The following is a 17434-nucleotide window of genomic DNA, read 5'->3' as shown; positions in this document are numbered from 1 at the left end:
TATTCCTACTGGCTGTAGTGTTGTTCTATCTGCTCGGTCAGCTGTTCTGCCAGTTGCAGCGCCCGAATCAACTGGAGGATGTTTTCCTCAATGTTGATATTAAAGTCGATTGGCTGGCCATTCGACCAGTCCGGGTTAAACCCCTGTAAGCGTGTTTTCAGTAGCGCGTTACCATCGGCAGCATAACTCAGATCTACCGACAACTGTTGGTAGTGGAAGTTCTGCAGCAGTTCCAGCGCCATGGATAAACCTTTATTGGCTGCGGCGTAAGCCAGGACGTTTTGATCCGGCTGGAATCTTAAGGTGCCGCCTGGGGCCTCGCTCACCAGTTTGCCTCCCGCGATGGTCAGGGCGCCTTCGCTGAAAGTGAGAGGTACCGTTCCATTCAGCACACCGTTGCCGGATAGACCACGTTGTTGCTCCAGCGCTAATAACTGCTCAAGACTGATGTTGTTTACCCTGAGCTGTGTTTCAAAATCAGGTGCCTGCAAGCGGGTAGTAAAGGGTTGCAGCGACAGGTGTCCGGCCAGAAAATCAGCGGCTGCTTTTTCAACCCGCAGGCTGTCCTGGTTACGGCCGCCCTCATAACGATAGGCCAGATCAAGGTTATTCAGCTCTACTCCCTTTTTAAACCGGGCCAGCTTAACCTCGCCTGTATCATGCCAGCGGTTATCCGGGTTGAGGTGGGTCGTAGAGGTCCAGTTGAGGCCTGAAAGCTGGTTTTGTTGCCACTCTATCTCTGCATCGGAAATGCGGTTGCTGAAGGTTGCTCTCAAGGCGCTGTTACGAATGTTTGCACTGCCCTGATGCTGAAGTGTGCCCTGTTTTAACACCAGGGATTTTGGCCAACTGTTTTGCGGCAGCCAGGGTTTCAGGCCGGTGGCCAGTGTGCGCAGATTGATTGGGGCTGTCTGCCAGCGGATCTGACTGTTCATGCTGTCCAGATCTGTGTTGGCACTGCCGGTTATCCGGGTTCTGGGTTGATCTGCGCTCAGTGAAAATTGCTGCTGCAGCGTTTTGTTCAGTGACTCGAATTCGGTTTTTAAGGTTACGGCCGGAAAGGTCTGGGTCCGGTTTTTAACGGTGACCAGAGTCGGCGACAGGACACCTTCAAAGGCACCAGTCGCAGGATCGATCTTGATCAGATCCAGTTGAGTTGAAGTTGTTGTCAGGTGGAGGTCGTTGAACTCAAGACTGACCGAACTCAGGTTAAATGAGGCCGGACTGACGGAGAGTTGTTTAACCAACAGGTCCGCATTGAGTGGCGCCTGAAACTCTAATGTCTTGCGTAATGCCACAGAAACAGGGCCGAGGGGACGGCTTAAACCCTCGAGGGGCCAGTTGTTGAGCTGCAGTTTGGAGTTTTCAGCCAGTGTAAGATGCACTCTCTGCTGTTTTAGCTGCAACTTGCCCGACAGTTGAGTGGTTAGCTCGCCAGTTTGAGGTTTGACCTGGACGCTGAGTTCAAATTGCTGCTCTGTTTCAATGCCGTTCAATGGGTTTGCTGACAGGTCTAATACTTCCGGCAGATGAATTCTACCCTGACTATTGAGGGTCCCCTGAACCGATGCTGTGTTGGTGAGATCCGGCAGGAATCGCTTCAACAGCGGCATGGATTGTTCGAGCTGAAGCGTGAGCCTAGTCTGTAATTCGTTGGGGCCGGTCAGCTGCCCCTCAAGACGGGTCAGGGGCTGAGTGTTCTGTTCCAGCTGCCAGATAAAATGGTTATCCGGCGTGACGGATAAGTGGCTGGTCAGTTCGGGTAGTTGTGCAGATGAAATTTGGCTGTTTACCTGTGCCTGTTCGGGGTCCAGCCGGATCTGATGGGTTCCCTGCCAGCGTTGTCCCTGTGTGTCGCTGACCTGAGTCATCAACTGGTCCAGCCGGATCTGGTCTGCGGGTAGCTCCGGCAGCCACACAGCTGGAAGCAGGGTGCTGAACTGTGCCAGCGTCACGGGGGCTGGCTGGGTAGCATTATCCGTGAGGTTAAGTGTGACCGATGCTTCATCCAGTGCTACGGAGGTGAGCTGTCGGCTGAGTAGTAAACGATAGGGGTCATAGCTGATTCGGATGGCGCCGGTGTCGAGCTTCAGGCTGAAGTCGGGGGTCTGGTAACCCAGCGATATGCCGGGAATGTCGAGTTGGCCCCAGCCCGGGTGATTAATCTGGAACTGAACATCGGTAAATCCGCGCTGCTGGAACCACTGCTCAATCAAATAGCGGCCCAGCATGGGCGAGAGCAGATAACTCAGCGGAACGACTGCAAGCAGCAGAAGCAACAGACTGAGGCTGATGATTCGTCGAACGCGCACTCATCCCTCCTGTCTGGCCGGTGCGGGGGTTATTCGTTCAGGCTTAACTCGTCAATCCTTTCCACGGCCGCCTGTAAGCAGTAGATCAGGTCCCGGTTATCAGGGCCTGACACTTCGATCTCCAGTTCGGTCAGACGTTCAACCGTATCTTCAAGCGGTTCGCCGCGATGATCAATGCCCAGGTCGCGCAGCAGCCAGTAAATCAGGCCATACACTTCGGTGCTGTGCCCGACCTCTGACAGATGAGTGAGCCAGTAATCCCGTATTTCACACAGCTGAGCATAGATTGGGCTGTCTTCTTCACAATCCACATAACAGAGTAGCAAGTGGTGTGCTGAGGGGATCAGCAGGTCATTGGTGGTCTGATCTGCCTGCGTCTGCTGAGCTGAAAGCTTAACCAGCTCCAGTTGCTCACTGCGGTAGTTGCGAATCAAAAAAGGCATCAGGGCAGTTTTCTCACCACGTTGATCCCGTCACGTACCGTGAGGAATATATTTTCGACCCGTGGATCGGCTGCAATCCGCTGGTTAAGTTCGACCAGTACATCGTCAATCTCGGATTCCGGCTGTAGTACCTTGCCGGACCAGAGCATGTTATCCAGCACAATCAGTCCGCCCGGACGGGTTTTTTCCAGAACCTGTTCGTAATAGTGCAGGTAGTTACGTTTGTCGGCATCGATAAACGTGAAATCCAGCGCTTCATCCAGCGTCTGCAGGGTATCCAGTGCGCGACCAAAGATGACTTCGATTTTGTGGCCATAGGGGCTGCGGGCAAAAAAGGTCTTGGCAAACTCGATGGCACGCGGGTTGGTTTCGCAGCAGATAATGCGGCCGTCCTGCGGCATACCTTCGGCAATCGACAGGGCGGAATAACCGGTGAACATACCAATTTCCAGCACCGTTTTGGGCTGATGCAGTTGCGCCAGAAACTTCAGGGTGCGCCCGACCAGTCGGCCCGAAAGCTTTTGCGGCCAGCCCATGTTTTTGTTGGTTTCGTCGATCAGTTCCTGCAGCAGTTCCGGTTCTGGAGTGGTGCTGAGAAAGGCGTAGTCTTCAACCGCTTCGTTGACCAGAAATTCCACGTCAGATTCTCATGTAGATTGTAAACAGGGCTGTGTTAAGCCGGGCGGCGATTATACCAGTATCTGATGCTATGGGCAGGTTATGCGCTTCACCGGAGTCTATAAAGAAGAACGCATAAGCGGTTGGGTAACGGAGTCCCCTGACATACAATGCGGCAATCAATCTTGTTTGGAGAAGATAACGTGGATCCGCTGATTATTTTTCTGGCCACCGGAATGGTCACCATGTCGGCTGCGCTCAGTGCCGGAGCGATCAATAAACTGCCTGAAGATCAGAAGCCCTCTTTTGCCAGTACTCGCAATGGCATGGTCGCAGTGATCATGGCGGGTAATATTTCAGCGATCACGCTGCTGTTTGCCATGGCCTATGGATTCCTGAAACTGGACTGGTGGATTCCGCTGATCTGTATGTTTATCTCTTTCCCGGTAGTGCATGTGCTGGTAATCCAGCGTGTGCTGGGTGACTTAAAAGCACTGGTGCTGATGCTACCGCTGGTTATCGCAGCGATGCCCGTTCTTTATTACTACTGGTGATCTGAATGGCGCTTGATCTGATCTCGTTTTTCGCGGGCCTGATTCTCTGCGGTTTGGCGGCGCTGGTGGCAATATTCCTGCTGCGCAAACAATGGCAGATGGGTGTAGCTCAAACCAAACAGGAAGAGGCACAACAGTATCAGGCGCAGTTGCATCAGTCAGAACTGCAGATGACACGTCTGCAGGAGCGGATTGCTCAGCTACAGGCGCTGGAATCCGAGCAGCTTAAGGTACAAAGTCGTGCTGAACAGCTACAGCAGCTGCTGGCAGACAAACAGGCGGCGTATGCTGATATAGAGGCCCGCCAGCAGGAGCGGGAAACACAGCTGGCCAAGACTGAACAGCGTCTGGCTGGACTGGAGCAGCAACTTACAGCCGTCAGGGCGGAACTGGCTCAGCGCAACGAACTTTTTACGGAGCTTGAGACCCGCCTTAACGCCGAACGTGAAGCCAGCGCCGATAAGCTGAAATCACTGGAGCAGGCACGGGAGCAGCTGAAGCAGGAATTTCAGAATCTGGCAAACCGCATCTTTGAAGAAAAATCCCAGCGCTTTACCGAAAGCAACAAAGAAAACATGGGGCAGTTGCTGAACCCCCTGCGCGAGCAGCTGGGGGACTTTAAACGCCGGGTAGAGGATGTCTACGACAAAGAAGCCAAGGACCGCCGTTCGCTGTTTGAACAGATCCAGAACCTGAGACAGCTGAACCAGCAGATGAGTCAGGATGCGATTAACCTGACCAATGCCCTGAAAGGGGAGAGCAAAACGCAGGGTAACTGGGGTGAAGTGGTGCTTGAGCGGGCGCTGGAAGAATCCGGCCTGCGCAAGGGGCATGAGTTTGAATTGCAGGTCTCAGTCACCGAAGACAGTCGCCGCTATCAGCCGGATGCCATTGTCCGTCTGCCGGATAATAAAGATGTGATCATTGATGCCAAGGTCTCTTTGAAGGCATACGAGCAGTATTGTTCCAGTGATGATGAGGCCGTCCGTGAACGGCTGTTGCGGGAGCATGTTCAGTCACTGCGTGGCCATATTAAAGGTCTGAGTGAAAAAGCCTATCAGTCACTGGAAGAGATCCGCACACTGGATTTTGTGCTGATGTTTGTGCCGGTGGAAGGTGCTTTCCTGCTGGCGCTGGAGCGCGAACCCAGTCTGTTCAGGGAAGCCTTTGACCGCAATATCATGCTGGTCAGTCCGGCAACCCTGATGGTGACCCTGCGTACCATTCATAATATCTGGCGCTATGAGTATCAGAATCAGAATGCCCGTGAGATCGCCCGCCGTGGCGGCGAGCTGCATGATAAGTTTGTCGGCTTTGTTGAATCTGTGGAAGAGATTGGCAGACACCTGGGTCGCAGTCAGAAAGCCTACGATGATGCCCACAAACGCCTGAGCAGTGGCCGTGGCAACCTGATAAATCAGGTGCATATGCTGAGGAAGCTTGGCGCAGACGGTAAGAAAAAACTGGCGCCCAGTCTGATAGAAAGTGCCTCAGATACAGACTCAGAATCTGATTAATCAGTAAAAAACGATGATTAGTGCTGACGTGCTCACCTCAATTTTCCTGGGGTGAGCCTGTTTAAAGTGGTTTGACAAAGCCCCTCCTGTGATTTCTACGTCCCTCTTTAATATCTGAGAGTCTGTTTTTTGTATGGCCTGAAGTGCTATAGGCTGGATAAGATCGCGGCGGGACCGTATCAGTATTGCCTCTCAGTTACCTCTTTTTTGATCCCACCTGTCTGAGTCTTTATGACAACGCTAAAGGTCTGTTCAGATGTTGCGTGAGCCGCGTAATCCAACCTTCGATATGAACGTTTTTTAATCGATTTCAGCTTTTTGGGGTTATCGGCTGGTGAATTTATGTACGTTTTTTCATCTTGCTAAAATCAAAATGACAAATTGATTTTATTTTAAATGTCAAAATCAAGTTTTGATATTTTTAAGATATTTCAATATTTAATTTTGATTTTTTAGTATAAATCAAAATTAAATATTGATTTTTTGTCTAAATAAAATATCAGTTTTAACTGTTTGTTTATAATAGATAAGCTGGTTTTTGTTATATTTTGAAGGTCTCTATCTTATTGAAATCATGAAGAAAAGTATTAAAGAGGTGGCTGATATTGCCGACTTAATAATTTAGGAAGGTTTGTATGTGTTTAAAAAGCCAGTTTGGCTGGTTTTGGTGCAGAATTATTCATAACTTGCCCCTTGGTTTCTGCTTATCTTTAAGTAAAATGAAGGCAAGTTTTATCATTTCGGCGAAAAAGTATGTCCATGCATTCGAACATGATTGTTGCTCTCGATATCGGCACCTCCAAGGTGGTGTGTCTGGTAGCGGAAGTAAACCCGGATGGCAGCATTGAGCTGGTGGGCATTGGATCGCACCCTTCCAACGGTATGAAACGCGGCGTGGTGGTGAATATTGAATCCACCGTCGGTTCAATCCAGCGTGCGGTGGAAGAAGCTGAACTGATGGCCGGTTGCAAAATTCATTCGGTTACTGTGGGCATTGCCGGTAGCCATATCAGCAGCCTGAACTCACACGGCATCGTCGCTGTACGTGACCGTGAAGTGTCCGATTATGATCTGGACCGCGTCATTGATGCGGCCCGTGCCGTGGCCATCCCGGCAGATCAGAAAATTCTGCATATCCTGCCGCAGGAATATGAGATCGATAGTCAGGAAGGCATTAAAGAGCCACTTGGCATGTCCGGTGTGCGTCTGGAAGCCAAGGTGCATCTGGTGACCGCCTCCGTGAATGCGCATCAGAACATCGAAAAATGTATTCGCCGCTGTGGTCTGGAAGTAGACCATGTGGTGCTGGAGCAACTGGCCTCCAGCTACTCCGTGCTGACCGATGATGAAAAAGAACTGGGTGTCTGCATGGTGGATATCGGGGGCGGTACCTCAGATATCTCCATCTTCACCGGTGGTGCTATCCGTCATACCGCAGTGATTCCGATTGCCGGTGATCAGGTCACCAATGACATCGCCATGGCGCTGCGTACGCCAACTCAGCATGCGGAAGAGATCAAGATTAAATACGCCTGTGCCCTGGCGCAGCTGGCCCGTGCCGATGAAACCATTCAGGTACCCGGTGTAGGCGACCGTCCGGCCCGGACCCTGTCACGTCAGGCACTGGCTGAGGTGGTTGAGCCTCGCTATGAAGAACTGTTCAGCCTGGTACAGGCGGAGCTGCGTCGCAGTGGTTATGAAGATCTGATCGCGGCAGGCATTGTCCTGACAGGTGGTACCTCAAAAATGGAAGGTGCTGTAGAGCTGGCAGAAGAGATCTTCCACATGCCAGTGCGTCTGGCCAATCCGCACGGCGTGCGGGGGATGGAAGATATTCTGCGTAACCCGATTTATGCCACTGGCCTGGGACTGCTGCAATATGCCAAGCAGGACCGGGGTGGTGAGTCCGTGTCAGGCCCTGTAGAGGTCGATTTGCCGGTGCGCGTGAATATGCTGCACAAGGTTAAACACTGGATACAGAGTAATTTTTAAACGTTTAAAGAAAGGCCCATAAGCGCTCACTTTAAGAATAAAAGCGCAAAGGAATCTGGAAGGAGATCGGTATGTTTGAGTTGGTAGACAGTATCCCTCAAAGCGCCGTAATAAAAGTTATCGGTGTTGGCGGGGGCGGTGGTAACGCCGTACAGCATATGGTGAGCTGTGATCTGGAAGGGGTGGATTTTATCTGCGCCAATACAGATGCACAGGCACTTAATAACATGGCTTCACGCACTGTGTTGCAGCTTGGTGGTGCATTGACCAAGGGACTTGGCGCCGGTGCCAATCCTGAAGTCGGTCGTCAGGCGGCGCAGGAAGACCGCGAACGCATCGCGCAGATGCTGGAAGGGTCCGACATGGTATTCATCACAGCAGGCATGGGTGGTGGTACCGGCACTGGTGCCGCGCCGATTGTGGCTGAAGTCGCAAAAGAGCTGGGTATTCTGACCGTTGCTGTTGTAACCAAACCTTTCAGTTTCGAGGGGCGTAAGCGTCTTTCAATTGCCGAGCAGGGCATCAAAGAACTGAAAGAGAACGTCGATTCCCTGATTATTATCCCGAATGAAAAGTTGTTGCCAGTGCTGGGTAAAAACACCAGCCTGATGAATGCATTCAACACTGCAAACGATGTGCTTAAAGGCGCTGTTCAGGGCATTGCCGATCTGATCATTCGTCCCGGCATGATTAACGTCGACTTTGCAGATGTCAGAACCGTCATGTCTGAAATGGGCATGGCGATGATGGGTAGCGGTAGTGGCCGCGGTGAGGAGAGGGCAGCAGAAGCCACCCGCGCCGCGATTAACAGTCCATTGCTTGAAGATGTAGACCTGAAGGGGGCAAGTGGCATTCTGGTGAATATCACTGCTGGTCTTGATCTCAGCCTGGGCGAGTTCTCGGAAGTGGGTAGTATTGTTGAGGAGTACGCTTCCGAGAACGCCACTATCGTCGTCGGTACCGTAATCGATCCGGAGCTGTCCGACACGATTACCGTAACCGTTGTTGCCACCGGCCTTGAACGTGCGCAGATGCAGGAGCTTAAGACCGTCAATGGCGGTACGACGCGAGCCACAACTGCGGCACCACGCTCCGGCGATTTCAGCCAGATGGAGCTGCCCGCCGTCATGCGCCGTACAGAAGAGCAGAAAAACAAACCTCTGGTTGAGAAAAAGACCCAGGACGTTGAGCCTCCATTGCTACAGCGTACCGGTACTGATGATATGGAATTTCTGGATATTCCGGCATTCCTGCGTCGTCAGGCAGATTGATGACAGCAATCTTCTAAATACCTTCCAGGTATTATCTTGCCCGGTTCTTACCGGGCTTTTTTTTGCTGAAAAATCTTGCCCTTGCAAGGCGGTATGTTACAATTCGCGCCGCGTTGACGAGTTGGCCTCCCAGGCCTCTGATAACTCAGATCGCATGGTAGGGTCAGGTGTCCGAGTGGCCGAAGGAGCACGCCTGGAAAGTGTGTATGTCGAAAGGCATCGAGGGTTCGAATCCCTCCCTGACCGCCATTTACTTTTGATGATAAATCAATAAGTTACAATTCAGATATCATTGCTGAAATATTCCTGGGAACTGTTTTGGGAATGCTTTGGGAATGTCGACCCCAGATGCGGGGCACAAAAAAGCCAATCAGGTTCTCTGATTGGCCTGGAAATACAGCGGTCGGGGCAGGGCGGTACAGATCTGGGTGACACAGCCAGCGGACTTGAGGGCCAGGTCACGTTGTTCGGCTGTGAGTGGTTCGCCGCCCTCTTTCTCATAGCTGCGTACCTCTTTGTCGTACGCGTCCATGTCCAGCTTCCACCACCAAATTCCGGCTTCATAGGTAAACCAGAATTCACGGCTGGGCCGATGGTTATACATCAGCAGGGCTTTTGCACTGGCGGTTTTGGCCAGCAGCAGATCACCATAGTGCAGGTACTTTTCAATGTCTTTGTCGGTGAGCTGGTCGCGCTGCAGCAGGTCGTTCCAGTCGTACTGTTCGGATGGCGGCTGGGCAGCACCGCACTTCCAGCCGTCACGTTCTGCGCGATCGCGGAACTTGAGAATGGCGGTGCGGCCTGCCCGGTCGCTGTCCTGCGCCCATATGATCCGTGGGCGTTTGCCCTGGGCGCATTGCTTCTGGATCTCCTGCAGAAGTAGGGACGGGTAGTTGCTGCTGCTGATGTTAGACACGGCAATGTTGCCAGCATGGTAGTGCGCGATTGCGTCGAAGATGCCCTCGACCACCCAGATTTCCTCAGCGGTGGCCAGATCCTGCAGGGTGAATACTGGCGGCACCCAGGCGCGGCCTTTGTAATCACCTACGGTGCGGCTTTTTTGTTTGCCAAAGCGTTGAGGTTTGTCCAGGAATCGTTCGTTAAAACCGTTTGGCATCTTAAAACGAACGGTGGTGGTGCCTTCGTTCAGTTCGTGGTCGTGGTAATACTCCTGGGTGTACCAGCCTCTGATTTTAATCAGATCAAAACCGCGACCGTCGCGCAGGTATCCATCCGCCACTGCGGTGGGGTTTTCATTGCGCTCCTGCTCGGTTTTTGGCTGATAGCGTTCTGTCCAGGTTTCAAAAAATTCAGGGAACAGCTCTTTAACGTGCCAGCTGTCGCCGCACTTATTGGACCGCCCGCATTTAATGACCCAGGGTTTGTCTGTGCTGGTGAAGGCTTCCCGCTTGTGGCAGCTGGGGCATTCCACCCGGTTCAGGTACTGGCCCTTTTGTACGGCTTTATAGTCACGCTTCAGGGCTTCTGTGATGTCGTGTTTTAGTTGGGGATTCATTCTACTGCCAGCTCATCCTGAAGAATGTCGTCGATATCAACCTGTTTGGCGTTTTCCCGTTCTACCGCTGCGCGTCTGATGGCTGCATCAGCCATGGGCAGTTCAATGGCTGGGTTTGGGTCTGCCGCCGGACTCATAAGGTGCGTGATTTCCATGCCTGCACGGTACGTGGCACCGCAGTTGACGTTTGTACATTGGAGGTACATCGATCTGAGTAAAGGGTGCTGCTCGACACTGTTGCGCACACGTATGGCGTGGCGGCAGTGTGGGCATCGGATTTTGTAGACGCTGCCTGACATTTATTCTTCCTCGAAACGGCGTGCGGTTTCCGAAACGTGGTGGGCCTCTTGGCTCAGACGCATAAAACATTGGTCAAGCCGGGCGCGTTCCTCGGCATCGATTGCGCCATCTTCCAGGGCCAGTTCCAGCTCTTCGATAACGGCCACGGCGCGGGCCATTAACCCGTTGCTGGTCTTTAGCAGATCCAGATCACCGGGACAGTCGGAAACATCTTCTGGCCGGGCCCAGATAGCGCTGACCTGGGCACAGATGGCATCCAGAATGCGGGTGTCGTGGGTGATGCGGAGAATGTGCATGGCATCCTGCAGGGACAGGATGTGGCTGGTGTTTTTGGGAGAGAGTTTTTTGTTCAGGGTGTCAGGCGTTACCTGCAATATGGCGGCCAGAGCCGGTACGCCATCCTGATAGTCATGTGCGGCCAGGTAGCATGCCATTTGCGGGGTATGAATGCCGCCGTGGCTGGGCAGTGTGCGTCTGCTCATGTCCGTTTCCCTTGGTTTAAGGCGTAGTGTCAGGAGGCTTGCTGGTTTAGCGTATTTTCTGAATCAGATAACTGACGGGCCTGAAGGGCCTCATTAATGAGGATGCGAGCCATGGTTGACTCAGAGCGAAGTTCTGTTTGTGCAATTTCTTTAATACGTTTCCGCTCATTGGTGGGGAGAACTACACCCAGCATTGTGCTGTTGGTTTTACGTGCCATGCTTTAAAATCCTTTAAACTAGTTTAAATCTATTTAAAATATTTGCACTCGATTGAGTGCATGCCAAGGCAATTCTGTATCTGTATGAGTGGATTTGGCGCCAGACTGAAAAGTGAACGTATCCGTTTGGGTTACAGCCAAGAGGATTTTGGTGCTGTAGGAGGTGTCGCAAGGAATGCGCAATCAAACTATGAGAGCGGCAAAAGGGCGCCAGATACTGATTATCTGCAAGCAATTGCTAGTCTAGAAGTTGATATTGGTTACCTGATCAAAGGTATCCGAACGGGTTCACTCATGGATGACTATCTGAGTGAGGCTGAAGCAGAGTTGATCAGCAGTTATCGCAGAACAACCGTCGAACAGCGGGCTGTGATTCTGCAGGTTTGTGAAGCGATAGCTGCGAAATATGAAAGTGAACACTCTAAGCCTGGCACTCAATTCAATACTCAGAATGATGGACATGCACATCTGAGACTGAACATAGAACGAAAACGCCTTGGGTTAACTGCCGAGCAGATTATATCGACGAACCGTATGTCTATCGGTCTGGATCAATACATTGATGCCGAAGAAGATAGGGTGAATATTGTTTCAGAATGGAGCGGTGTGGATTTTGCTGCTTTGGCCAGTCTTGGTATGGATATCAGATATATTCTACTTGGTGTGAGGTCAGTAATTATACCTGAGCCAAAAAATGCGCATGCGCAGAATTAAAATATTAATGGATTGTATATGGAAATTTAAAATGAGAATAATATATATGGAAATTAAAAAAACAATAATTGAGAAATTTCTCAATTTAGTTAGGAAAACACCAATAATATCTGGTCTGCCTGATATCAATAGTGATGATTTTATTGAATCAGTTAGAGAAACGATGGTTACCATTATAATCTCAACCATGCCTATTTGGGTTGGTGCTTTTGTATTGGCCTCGGTTGATGGGAATATAAGCCCAAGTTTTTATTGGGGTGGTATTTTGGAGCTTACAAAAAAAGGTGAGCTTATTTTATACAGTTCATCATTGCTCTCTCCTGTACTATATGTTTTGTTGGTAGATAAGCCGAATTATAAAAGGTTTCCATCTAGAATATCTCATTTTCTGATTGTTTTTGTGATCTTGGTAATAGCTGCTGTGTTTTATGCTATGTCATTAGTAAATGAGCATGATATTGATAATACTAGGATATTTGCTTTTATTGTTTTTGTTATCTCTGTTTCTTTGTTGGTTGTTTCGCAGGCATATAAGAATTATATGGCTGATCCGGCCGGTAAGTTTAAAGAAAGCGAAGCAGACTTCTCTTCCGGTTATAAAAACCATAGGGGAGCATAATCATGAGTACAAAAGATATGACTCTTTTGAATGGAGAAGAAGTTGTTAGCTTTAAGTGTCTTGAGGTTCGGCAACCAATAGGTCCATTTTATATTGGTTCTATCTCTAGTAAAGATTTAATAAATATTACTTATAGTGATGTTCGTCGTATTGAGGCTGAAGAAAGAGGGTTTGAAAGATATTTAGGTATACAAAGGCCACTCAGCCGCAAACGTGTTAATGAAATTGCTGACTATACCAATACTCTAGATGCCAGTTTTCCAACCTCTGTTATTTTGTCTATTCCATCGGCTTGCGCTAACTATGATGAATCCACTGGTATGATGACATTAGCGCCATACTTTGGAGATGATGGTGATAATATTCCTTATTCAGAAATAGCTAAGGTTATTGATGGACAGCATCGCATAGAGGGTTTAAATGGTTTTAAGGGTGATGACTTTGATATAAATGTCAGCATCTTTATTGACTTAGATGTCTCTTCTGAAGCCTACATATTTTCTACTGTTAATTTGGCGCAAACCAAGGTTAACAGAAGCTTGGTATATGATTTATACGACTTGGCTAAATCTCGTAGTCCCCAAAAACTTTGCCACAATATAGCGGTTGTTCTGAATAAAGAAGAAGATAGTCCATTTTATAAACGTATCAAAAGGCTTGGCACTGCGGTCAAAGACAGCCATTCTTCAAGTATTACTCAGGCTGCTTTTGTTAAGGCATTGATGAAATACATTTCGAGAGAAGAACAAAAGGATCGGGATATATATTTGCGAGGTAAGACTCCTGTTCTAGAAGAGAGAGATAGGGAGCGGTTAATATTTCGTTCTTTTATGATCGATGAAAGGGATTTTGATTTAACAGATATTATTTGGAATTATTTTTCGGCAGTTAAATCAAGATGGCCAAAAGCTTGGGATGATCCGGTTCTTATGCTGAGTAAAACAAATGGTTTTATGGCGTTAATGAGGCTTCTGAAAGACTTTGTCTTACAAGAAGACGCTATAGGTACTGTGATTACCGAGGATCGATTCAAGCAATTTTTTGATGGAATTAATATTCCTGATGATGATTTTACAGTTGATAAATATAAACCAGGCTCAACTGGTGAAGGACAGCTATATAGAGATCTCAAAGAGCGTGCTGGTTGGTGACTACCAGCACTGAATTATAAGCTCTTCGTATTTTCCTCGAAATTGGGCTTTACCAGATAAAACGTTGTTTCTATTTAACAGTCGTTGAGAATAATCTTGGTAAAGCTCTTCTATCGATGCGTGAGCTGCATTTGTTACTAATACTTTAACCCCTCGTGCAGTCGCTCTGTCTATGGACTCTTTTAACCTTACTTGATCATCCCACGAGAATAAGTTTTCGTTGTATTTTATGAAGCCATTATGGTTGTGTTTGACAGTATATGGTGGGTCTACAAAGATAAAGTCATCTGCTTTTGCGGTTTCTATTGTGTCTTCGAAGTCAGAAACTCTAATTTCTGCTGTTTTCAGCATGGAGGATATATTTGCGAAGTTGTCCGTGGACAACAGAACATTTGTTTTAGTGCCTATAGGAACATTAAATTCGCCTTTAAGGTTAACTCTATATAAGCCGTTCCAACAGGTTCGATTAAGGTAAATGAACTTTGCTGCAGATTCTATGATAGAACCGGGCTGACTTGACCTGATGGCGTAGTAATATTCTTTGCAGTGTTTACTGTGATGAATTTGAAGTATTTCCTGAACGGATTCCCAGCTCTCTTTTATTGCCTGATAAGTCTCTATTAACTCTTTATTCGAGTCCGACAACAATGCTCTATCTGGTGATAAGTGGAAGTAAACGGCGCCACTGCCCAGAAAGGGCTCAATGTATCGTCCTGAGAAAGGAGGGATCATCTCATTGGTATATTCTGTGAACCAGCGTTTCCCGCCAGCCCATTTCAGAAAAGGTATATTTTTTATTGATTGTTGATCCATCGACAATGTTTTGCTGTATGTTTATACATGATTTTGACAACAATAGTAGCACAGAGGATCTTCCTTGTCTTACTACATGCAGTGCAAAAAAAAGCCCCGGTAATCCGGGGCTTTTTGTTAGTGACTGGCTGCCAGCAGTCTCATTGATGCTTCGGCCAGAAATTGCGATCTACTTTTGTAAAGTTTGTTTCCTTCGACCATTCTGTCGATTTTAGTTACCAGCAAATGTGGCAGGGTGATATTGAGTCTATCTACTCCTCCTAGATATTTAGTGATATCAATATCGACAAGAATCCATACTCCGCCACTTAGTTCTTCAATTTGGGTCAAGTCTTCCATATGGCTTGGCTGTGGGATTGTCTCCCCGTCCTCGACCATACATTCCATATGTAGATCGATGGCCTCTCTGACATTGCTGATGGCTTCTTCAAGGGTATCACCCGCTGAAAAGCAACCAGGCAGGTCTGGCACAGTTACACCGAAAGCGCTTGCCCCATCCTGATGGATTACTACGGGGTATAGCATTGCCTTTCTCCATAAAATAAATGTTTTCTATATTAACTATTTGTCAGTAGGCATCTCTAGAAGGGCAGGCCCGGGCTTATTTCAGCCCGGCCTGCTTTAAGATGCTATCTACTGTTTTGGTTGGCAGATCTTTTTTAGGGTGGGGTAGCGTGACCTTACCTAATTTATCCGGGTGCTTCAGGTGGTGATGCGACCCTTTGACCTTATGTATGTACCAACCGTCAAGTTCAAGCACCTTGAGTAGCTCCCGAGAGTTCATCCGGATCTCCTGACACAAGATGCTAACCCTTTGCATTATACACACGATGTGTATTAAGGCAAATTTCATACACACGATGTGTATATGGGTCAGGGCCCCAACACCTCACACTCGACCCGGGTGGTAAAGCCATTGTCGTTCAGGCTGTGCACTACACGTTTGGTGCCCAGGCGATCGCATCGATCTCGGGCTTGTAGCCGCTGGCGATGATGGGGGTTTCCGGATAGAGGCGGGCATCACCTTCGGCCAGGGTGACGTTGAGGGTGGATCCACCGCGCTGCAGCTTGCGGTATTCGGCCTCGGCTGCCGCTTTGGCTTCGGCTTCTGTGGGCAGGGTATCACGCAGAACTTTCAGGCGGGTGCTGTCGCCGATGATCACCTTTTGCTGTGTTGCGTCGCTGATGCGGTTCCAGTTTGCCTGAACGCCGGTGTAGTCGGTTTCGCGCGGTCGGTCTGGGTAAATGTGTGGTTATCACCATGGCTGCGCTTGAGGGTGACTGCGGGGATCTCGCTACCGCCTACGGTATCGCCCCGGCCCGCCAGTTTGAACAGCAACCGACCGGCTTTGATTGAGTGCAGGGCGCCGTAACGCTGGCCCAGGCGGGTGATCAGATTCAGATCGCTCTCGTTGGTCTGGTCCAGGTGATCAATGAACTTGTCGGCCAGTTGTTGCTCGATGGCTGGTACCAGGTTGTTGCGCTTGGCCAGGGTGGTCAACAGGTCGCCGAGTTTAACCAGGTGGTAGCTTTGTTCGCGCTTCTTCTTCAGGTCGCCTTTGAAGTCGGCACTGCGGGCGGTGATAGATAACACCGCAGGGTTGCCTGTGTGGGTGATTTCGTCAACCTCAAATTGGCGTTTGTATTCAAGCTGACCCAGCCAGCCGAGCCATAATTTGATGGTGACACCACTGGGGGAGTAGTCCAAAGAATAACCGAGGATTGTCTAGGATCGCTAGGGTAGTTCACTCCAATCTAATCTTTACCCACCGAATTCAGGGAGCCGAATGCCATGGTTTCCCGGGTTACACTGATTTCTTTACCACGTCTTCCGGGCAGCGGTTTGTTGTGCCTTTGGCAATATCGAGCTCAAGGTGCAGGGCGGATTTTGCCAGCATGTGGGCGGTAATTGGTGCGGTGATGAACAGAAACACCGTAATCAGCAGTTCATGCACACTCAGTGAGCCGTTCGCTGCAGTATGGATAATCATAGAGGCGATTAACAGGCATCCAAGGCCGAGGGTCGTCGCTTTAGTGGGGGCATGTAAGCGCGTGTAAAAATCCGGCAGTTTGACCAGCCCGATTGATCCCAGCAATACCAGCAGCGCCCCGATCAGCACCAGTACTGAAAGAATGATCTCTAAGATACCGTTCATTCTATGATGTCTCCGCGTAACAGGTATTTACAAAGCGCAGCCGTACCGACAAAGCCGAGCATGGCTATCAGTAATGAAGCCTCGAAATGGATCGATGTCAGTTCAAGCATGCCGTAGAGGAGGATAAGGGCGATGCTGTTTATGTAGAGGGTATCCAGACCGAGGATCCGATCAGGCAAGCTAGGACCGCGCAGGATGCTTACCATATTCAACGCCAGTGCGAGTGCCACCAGGCCAAAGGCGATATAGAGTGCGTTGGTTAACATTCGAATATCTCCATAAGTGGCGCTTCATAACGGGTTTTGATCTCTTTGATCAGGGCCTGCTCATCATCCATATCCAGAACATGCACATACAGCCAGTGTTGATCCTCGCTGACGTCGGCGCTTACCGTGCCGGGAGTCAGCGAGATGGTTGATGCCAGCAGCGTAATTGGGAGCGCCCCCTCAATGTCCAGAGGGACTGCAATAAACGCAGGCCGGAGTTTGGCGTTGGGGCTGATAATAAGCCGTGCCACACGCAGGTTGGCAATCACGATATCCCAGATCAGGATGCTGAAGTAACGAAAAATTTTTAACGGCTTATGCACCCGCGGCTGATCAGATTGCAGTGGATAACAGATTTTTGGGATGGCGATGGCAAACAACAGTGCCAGCAGAATATGCCCGGGTACCGCCGAGTTATTCAGTAACAGCCAAACAGCAAAAATAACAATACTGTGTATCGGCATTGGGAACCAATAGGTCAGACTCATACGG

Annotated in this window: 22 protein-coding genes and 1 tRNA gene; 8 read left to right on the top strand and 15 right to left on the bottom strand. The window is 49.5% G+C overall.

Annotated elements, in window-relative coordinates:
* Positions 1 to 5: 5 nt before the first annotated feature.
* The 3 genes from P2G53_RS02815 to P2G53_RS02805 are packed head-to-tail and all read right to left on the bottom strand — an operon-like array spanning position 6 to position 3393.
* Complete coding sequence (locus P2G53_RS02815) at positions 6 to 2312, bottom strand: YdbH domain-containing protein (protein WP_275813397.1); 2307 nt, start codon at positions 2310 to 2312, stop codon at positions 6 to 8.
* A 29-nt stretch (positions 2313 to 2341) separates the two neighbouring features.
* Positions 2342 to 2755 carry a hypothetical protein gene (locus P2G53_RS02810; protein WP_275813395.1) on the bottom strand — a complete coding sequence of 138 codons (414 nt, stop codon included), beginning with the start codon at positions 2753 to 2755 and terminating at the stop codon, positions 2342 to 2344.
* Entirely contained in the window at positions 2755 to 3393 is a 639-nt protein-coding gene (locus P2G53_RS02805; protein ID WP_275813392.1) for a class I SAM-dependent methyltransferase, read from the bottom strand. Before P2G53_RS02805 ends, P2G53_RS02810 begins: the two co-directional genes overlap by 1 nt.
* 150 nt (positions 3394 to 3543) lie before the next feature.
* Here P2G53_RS02805 and P2G53_RS02800 point away from each other — a divergent pair, with 150 nt between their 5' ends.
* The 5 genes from P2G53_RS02800 to P2G53_RS02780 all read left to right on the top strand — a co-directional run bounded on the left by P2G53_RS02800 (position 3544) and on the right by P2G53_RS02780 (position 8956).
* A complete protein-coding gene (locus tag P2G53_RS02800) occupies positions 3544 to 3927 on the top strand; it encodes a hypothetical protein (RefSeq protein ID WP_275813389.1) in 384 nt (127 codons plus the stop codon).
* A gap of 5 nt (positions 3928 to 3932) precedes the next feature.
* A complete protein-coding gene (rmuC, locus tag P2G53_RS02795; RefSeq protein ID WP_275813386.1) occupies positions 3933 to 5444 on the top strand; it encodes a DNA recombination protein RmuC in 1512 nt (503 codons plus the stop codon).
* Between the two features lie 753 nt (positions 5445 to 6197).
* Positions 6198 to 7436, top strand: a complete 1239-nt coding sequence (gene ftsA, locus P2G53_RS02790) for a cell division protein FtsA (RefSeq protein ID WP_275813383.1) — start codon at positions 6198 to 6200, stop codon at positions 7434 to 7436.
* A 71-nt stretch (positions 7437 to 7507) separates the two neighbouring features.
* A complete protein-coding gene (gene ftsZ, locus P2G53_RS02785) occupies positions 7508 to 8707 on the top strand; it encodes a cell division protein FtsZ (RefSeq protein ID WP_275813380.1) in 1200 nt (399 codons plus the stop codon).
* Between the two features lie 161 nt (positions 8708 to 8868).
* Positions 8869 to 8956, top strand: a tRNA-Ser gene (locus P2G53_RS02780).
* Between the two features lie 121 nt (positions 8957 to 9077).
* Here P2G53_RS02780 and P2G53_RS02775 read toward each other — a convergent pair.
* From P2G53_RS02775 to P2G53_RS02760, 4 genes are read right to left on the bottom strand one after another with little or no spacing between them, the layout of a single operon-like run.
* Positions 9078 to 10223, bottom strand: coding sequence for a toprim domain-containing protein (locus tag P2G53_RS02775; RefSeq protein WP_275813377.1), 1146 nt, complete (start codon positions 10221 to 10223; stop codon positions 9078 to 9080).
* Positions 10220 to 10522 (bottom strand): ogr/Delta-like zinc finger family protein, encoded by a 303-nt coding sequence (locus tag P2G53_RS02770; protein WP_275813374.1) that lies wholly within the window; start codon positions 10520 to 10522, stop codon positions 10220 to 10222. The genes P2G53_RS02775 and P2G53_RS02770 overlap by 4 nt, the downstream gene beginning before the upstream one ends.
* On the bottom strand, positions 10523 to 11005 hold the full coding sequence (locus tag P2G53_RS02765) for a phage regulatory CII family protein (protein WP_275813371.1): 483 nt from the start codon (positions 11003 to 11005) through the stop codon (positions 10523 to 10525).
* A gap of 29 nt (positions 11006 to 11034) precedes the next feature.
* The gene (locus P2G53_RS02760) at positions 11035 to 11223 is read right to left on the bottom strand and encodes a hypothetical protein (protein ID WP_275813368.1); all 189 of its coding nucleotides are present in this window, start codon (positions 11221 to 11223) and stop codon (positions 11035 to 11037) included.
* A gap of 84 nt (positions 11224 to 11307) precedes the next feature.
* On the opposite strand from P2G53_RS02760, the gene P2G53_RS02755 reads away from it, so the two are divergent.
* Genes P2G53_RS02755 through P2G53_RS02745 form a run of 3 tightly spaced genes read left to right on the top strand, consistent with a single transcriptional unit; the run spans position 11308 to position 13707 of the window.
* A complete protein-coding gene (locus tag P2G53_RS02755; protein WP_275813365.1) occupies positions 11308 to 11937 on the top strand; it encodes a helix-turn-helix transcriptional regulator in 630 nt (209 codons plus the stop codon).
* 46 nt (positions 11938 to 11983) lie between these two features.
* Entirely contained in the window at positions 11984 to 12556 is a 573-nt protein-coding gene (locus tag P2G53_RS02750) for a hypothetical protein (protein ID WP_275813362.1), read from the top strand.
* A gap of 2 nt (positions 12557 to 12558) precedes the next feature.
* The gene (locus P2G53_RS02745; protein WP_275813359.1) at positions 12559 to 13707 is read left to right on the top strand and encodes a DGQHR domain-containing protein; all 1149 of its coding nucleotides are present in this window, start codon (positions 12559 to 12561) and stop codon (positions 13705 to 13707) included.
* On the opposite strand, the gene P2G53_RS02740 is transcribed toward P2G53_RS02745, so the two are convergent.
* The 8 genes from P2G53_RS02740 to P2G53_RS02705 all read right to left on the bottom strand — a co-directional run bounded on the left by P2G53_RS02740 (position 13708) and on the right by P2G53_RS02705 (position 17430).
* Positions 13708 to 14520, bottom strand: coding sequence for a Dam family site-specific DNA-(adenine-N6)-methyltransferase (locus P2G53_RS02740; protein WP_275813357.1), 813 nt, complete (start codon positions 14518 to 14520; stop codon positions 13708 to 13710). It lies immediately after the preceding gene.
* 117 nt (positions 14521 to 14637) lie between these two features.
* Complete coding sequence (locus tag P2G53_RS02735) at positions 14638 to 15045, bottom strand: type II toxin-antitoxin system HicB family antitoxin (protein ID WP_275813356.1); 408 nt, start codon at positions 15043 to 15045, stop codon at positions 14638 to 14640.
* 76 nt (positions 15046 to 15121) lie between these two features.
* Positions 15122 to 15304: a type II toxin-antitoxin system HicA family toxin gene (locus P2G53_RS02730; protein WP_275813355.1), complete on the bottom strand. Its 183-nt coding sequence runs from the start codon at positions 15302 to 15304 to the stop codon at positions 15122 to 15124.
* A gap of 151 nt (positions 15305 to 15455) precedes the next feature.
* Complete coding sequence (locus tag P2G53_RS02725; protein ID WP_275813353.1) at positions 15456 to 15683, bottom strand: hypothetical protein; 228 nt, start codon at positions 15681 to 15683, stop codon at positions 15456 to 15458.
* A complete protein-coding gene (locus tag P2G53_RS02720) occupies positions 15680 to 16228 on the bottom strand; it encodes a contractile injection system protein, VgrG/Pvc8 family (RefSeq protein ID WP_275813351.1) in 549 nt (182 codons plus the stop codon). Before P2G53_RS02720 ends, P2G53_RS02725 begins: the two co-directional genes overlap by 4 nt.
* Positions 16229 to 16325: 97 nt before the next feature.
* The gene (locus tag P2G53_RS02715; protein WP_275813349.1) at positions 16326 to 16676 is read right to left on the bottom strand and encodes a Na+/H+ antiporter subunit G; all 351 of its coding nucleotides are present in this window, start codon (positions 16674 to 16676) and stop codon (positions 16326 to 16328) included.
* Complete coding sequence (locus P2G53_RS02710; protein ID WP_275813346.1) at positions 16673 to 16942, bottom strand: K+/H+ antiporter subunit F; 270 nt, start codon at positions 16940 to 16942, stop codon at positions 16673 to 16675. Before P2G53_RS02710 ends, P2G53_RS02715 begins: the two co-directional genes overlap by 4 nt.
* Positions 16936 to 17430 (bottom strand): Na+/H+ antiporter subunit E, encoded by a 495-nt coding sequence (locus P2G53_RS02705; protein WP_275813343.1) that lies wholly within the window; start codon positions 17428 to 17430, stop codon positions 16936 to 16938. The genes P2G53_RS02710 and P2G53_RS02705 overlap by 7 nt, the downstream gene beginning before the upstream one ends.
* Positions 17431 to 17434 lie beyond the last annotated feature (4 nt).

Origin of the sequence: Neptuniibacter sp. CAU 1671, from assembly GCF_029222905.1 — a bacterium.
Taxonomy (GTDB): Bacteria; Pseudomonadota; Gammaproteobacteria; order Pseudomonadales; family Balneatricaceae; genus Neptuniibacter.
This window is presented reverse-complemented; position numbering and strand designations above follow the sequence as displayed.

Excerpts from the sequence above, each read along its gene's own strand:
- P2G53_RS02800 (WP_275813389.1), top strand. The coding sequence starts at position 3,544 with ATGCGGCAATCAATCTTGTTTGGAGAAGATAACGTGGATCCGCTGATT.
- P2G53_RS02765 (WP_275813371.1), bottom strand. The coding sequence starts at position 11,005 with ATGAGCAGACGCACACTGCCCAGCCACGGCGGCATTCATACCCCGCAA.
- ftsZ (WP_275813380.1), top strand. The coding sequence starts at position 7,508 with ATGTTTGAGTTGGTAGACAGTATCCCTCAAAGCGCCGTAATAAAAGTT.
- rmuC (WP_275813386.1), top strand. The coding sequence starts at position 3,933 with ATGGCGCTTGATCTGATCTCGTTTTTCGCGGGCCTGATTCTCTGCGGT.
- P2G53_RS02750 (WP_275813362.1), top strand. The coding sequence starts at position 11,984 with ATGGAAATTAAAAAAACAATAATTGAGAAATTTCTCAATTTAGTTAGG.
- P2G53_RS02770 (WP_275813374.1), bottom strand. The coding sequence starts at position 10,522 with ATGTCAGGCAGCGTCTACAAAATCCGATGCCCACACTGCCGCCACGCC.
- P2G53_RS02740 (WP_275813357.1), bottom strand. The coding sequence starts at position 14,520 with ATGGATCAACAATCAATAAAAAATATACCTTTTCTGAAATGGGCTGGC.
- P2G53_RS02735 (WP_275813356.1), bottom strand. The coding sequence starts at position 15,045 with ATGCTATACCCCGTAGTAATCCATCAGGATGGGGCAAGCGCTTTCGGT.
- P2G53_RS02775 (WP_275813377.1), bottom strand. The coding sequence starts at position 10,223 with ATGAATCCCCAACTAAAACACGACATCACAGAAGCCCTGAAGCGTGAC.
- P2G53_RS02760 (WP_275813368.1), bottom strand. The coding sequence starts at position 11,223 with ATGGCACGTAAAACCAACAGCACAATGCTGGGTGTAGTTCTCCCCACC.
- ftsA (WP_275813383.1), top strand. The coding sequence starts at position 6,198 with ATGTCCATGCATTCGAACATGATTGTTGCTCTCGATATCGGCACCTCC.
- P2G53_RS02705 (WP_275813343.1), bottom strand. The coding sequence starts at position 17,430 with ATGAGTCTGACCTATTGGTTCCCAATGCCGATACACAGTATTGTTATT.
- P2G53_RS02745 (WP_275813359.1), top strand. The coding sequence starts at position 12,559 with ATGAGTACAAAAGATATGACTCTTTTGAATGGAGAAGAAGTTGTTAGC.
- P2G53_RS02810 (WP_275813395.1), bottom strand. The coding sequence starts at position 2,755 with ATGCCTTTTTTGATTCGCAACTACCGCAGTGAGCAACTGGAGCTGGTT.
- P2G53_RS02755 (WP_275813365.1), top strand. The coding sequence starts at position 11,308 with ATGAGTGGATTTGGCGCCAGACTGAAAAGTGAACGTATCCGTTTGGGT.
- P2G53_RS02710 (WP_275813346.1), bottom strand. The coding sequence starts at position 16,942 with ATGTTAACCAACGCACTCTATATCGCCTTTGGCCTGGTGGCACTCGCA.
- P2G53_RS02715 (WP_275813349.1), bottom strand. The coding sequence starts at position 16,676 with ATGAACGGTATCTTAGAGATCATTCTTTCAGTACTGGTGCTGATCGGG.
- P2G53_RS02730 (WP_275813355.1), bottom strand. The coding sequence starts at position 15,304 with ATGAACTCTCGGGAGCTACTCAAGGTGCTTGAACTTGACGGTTGGTAC.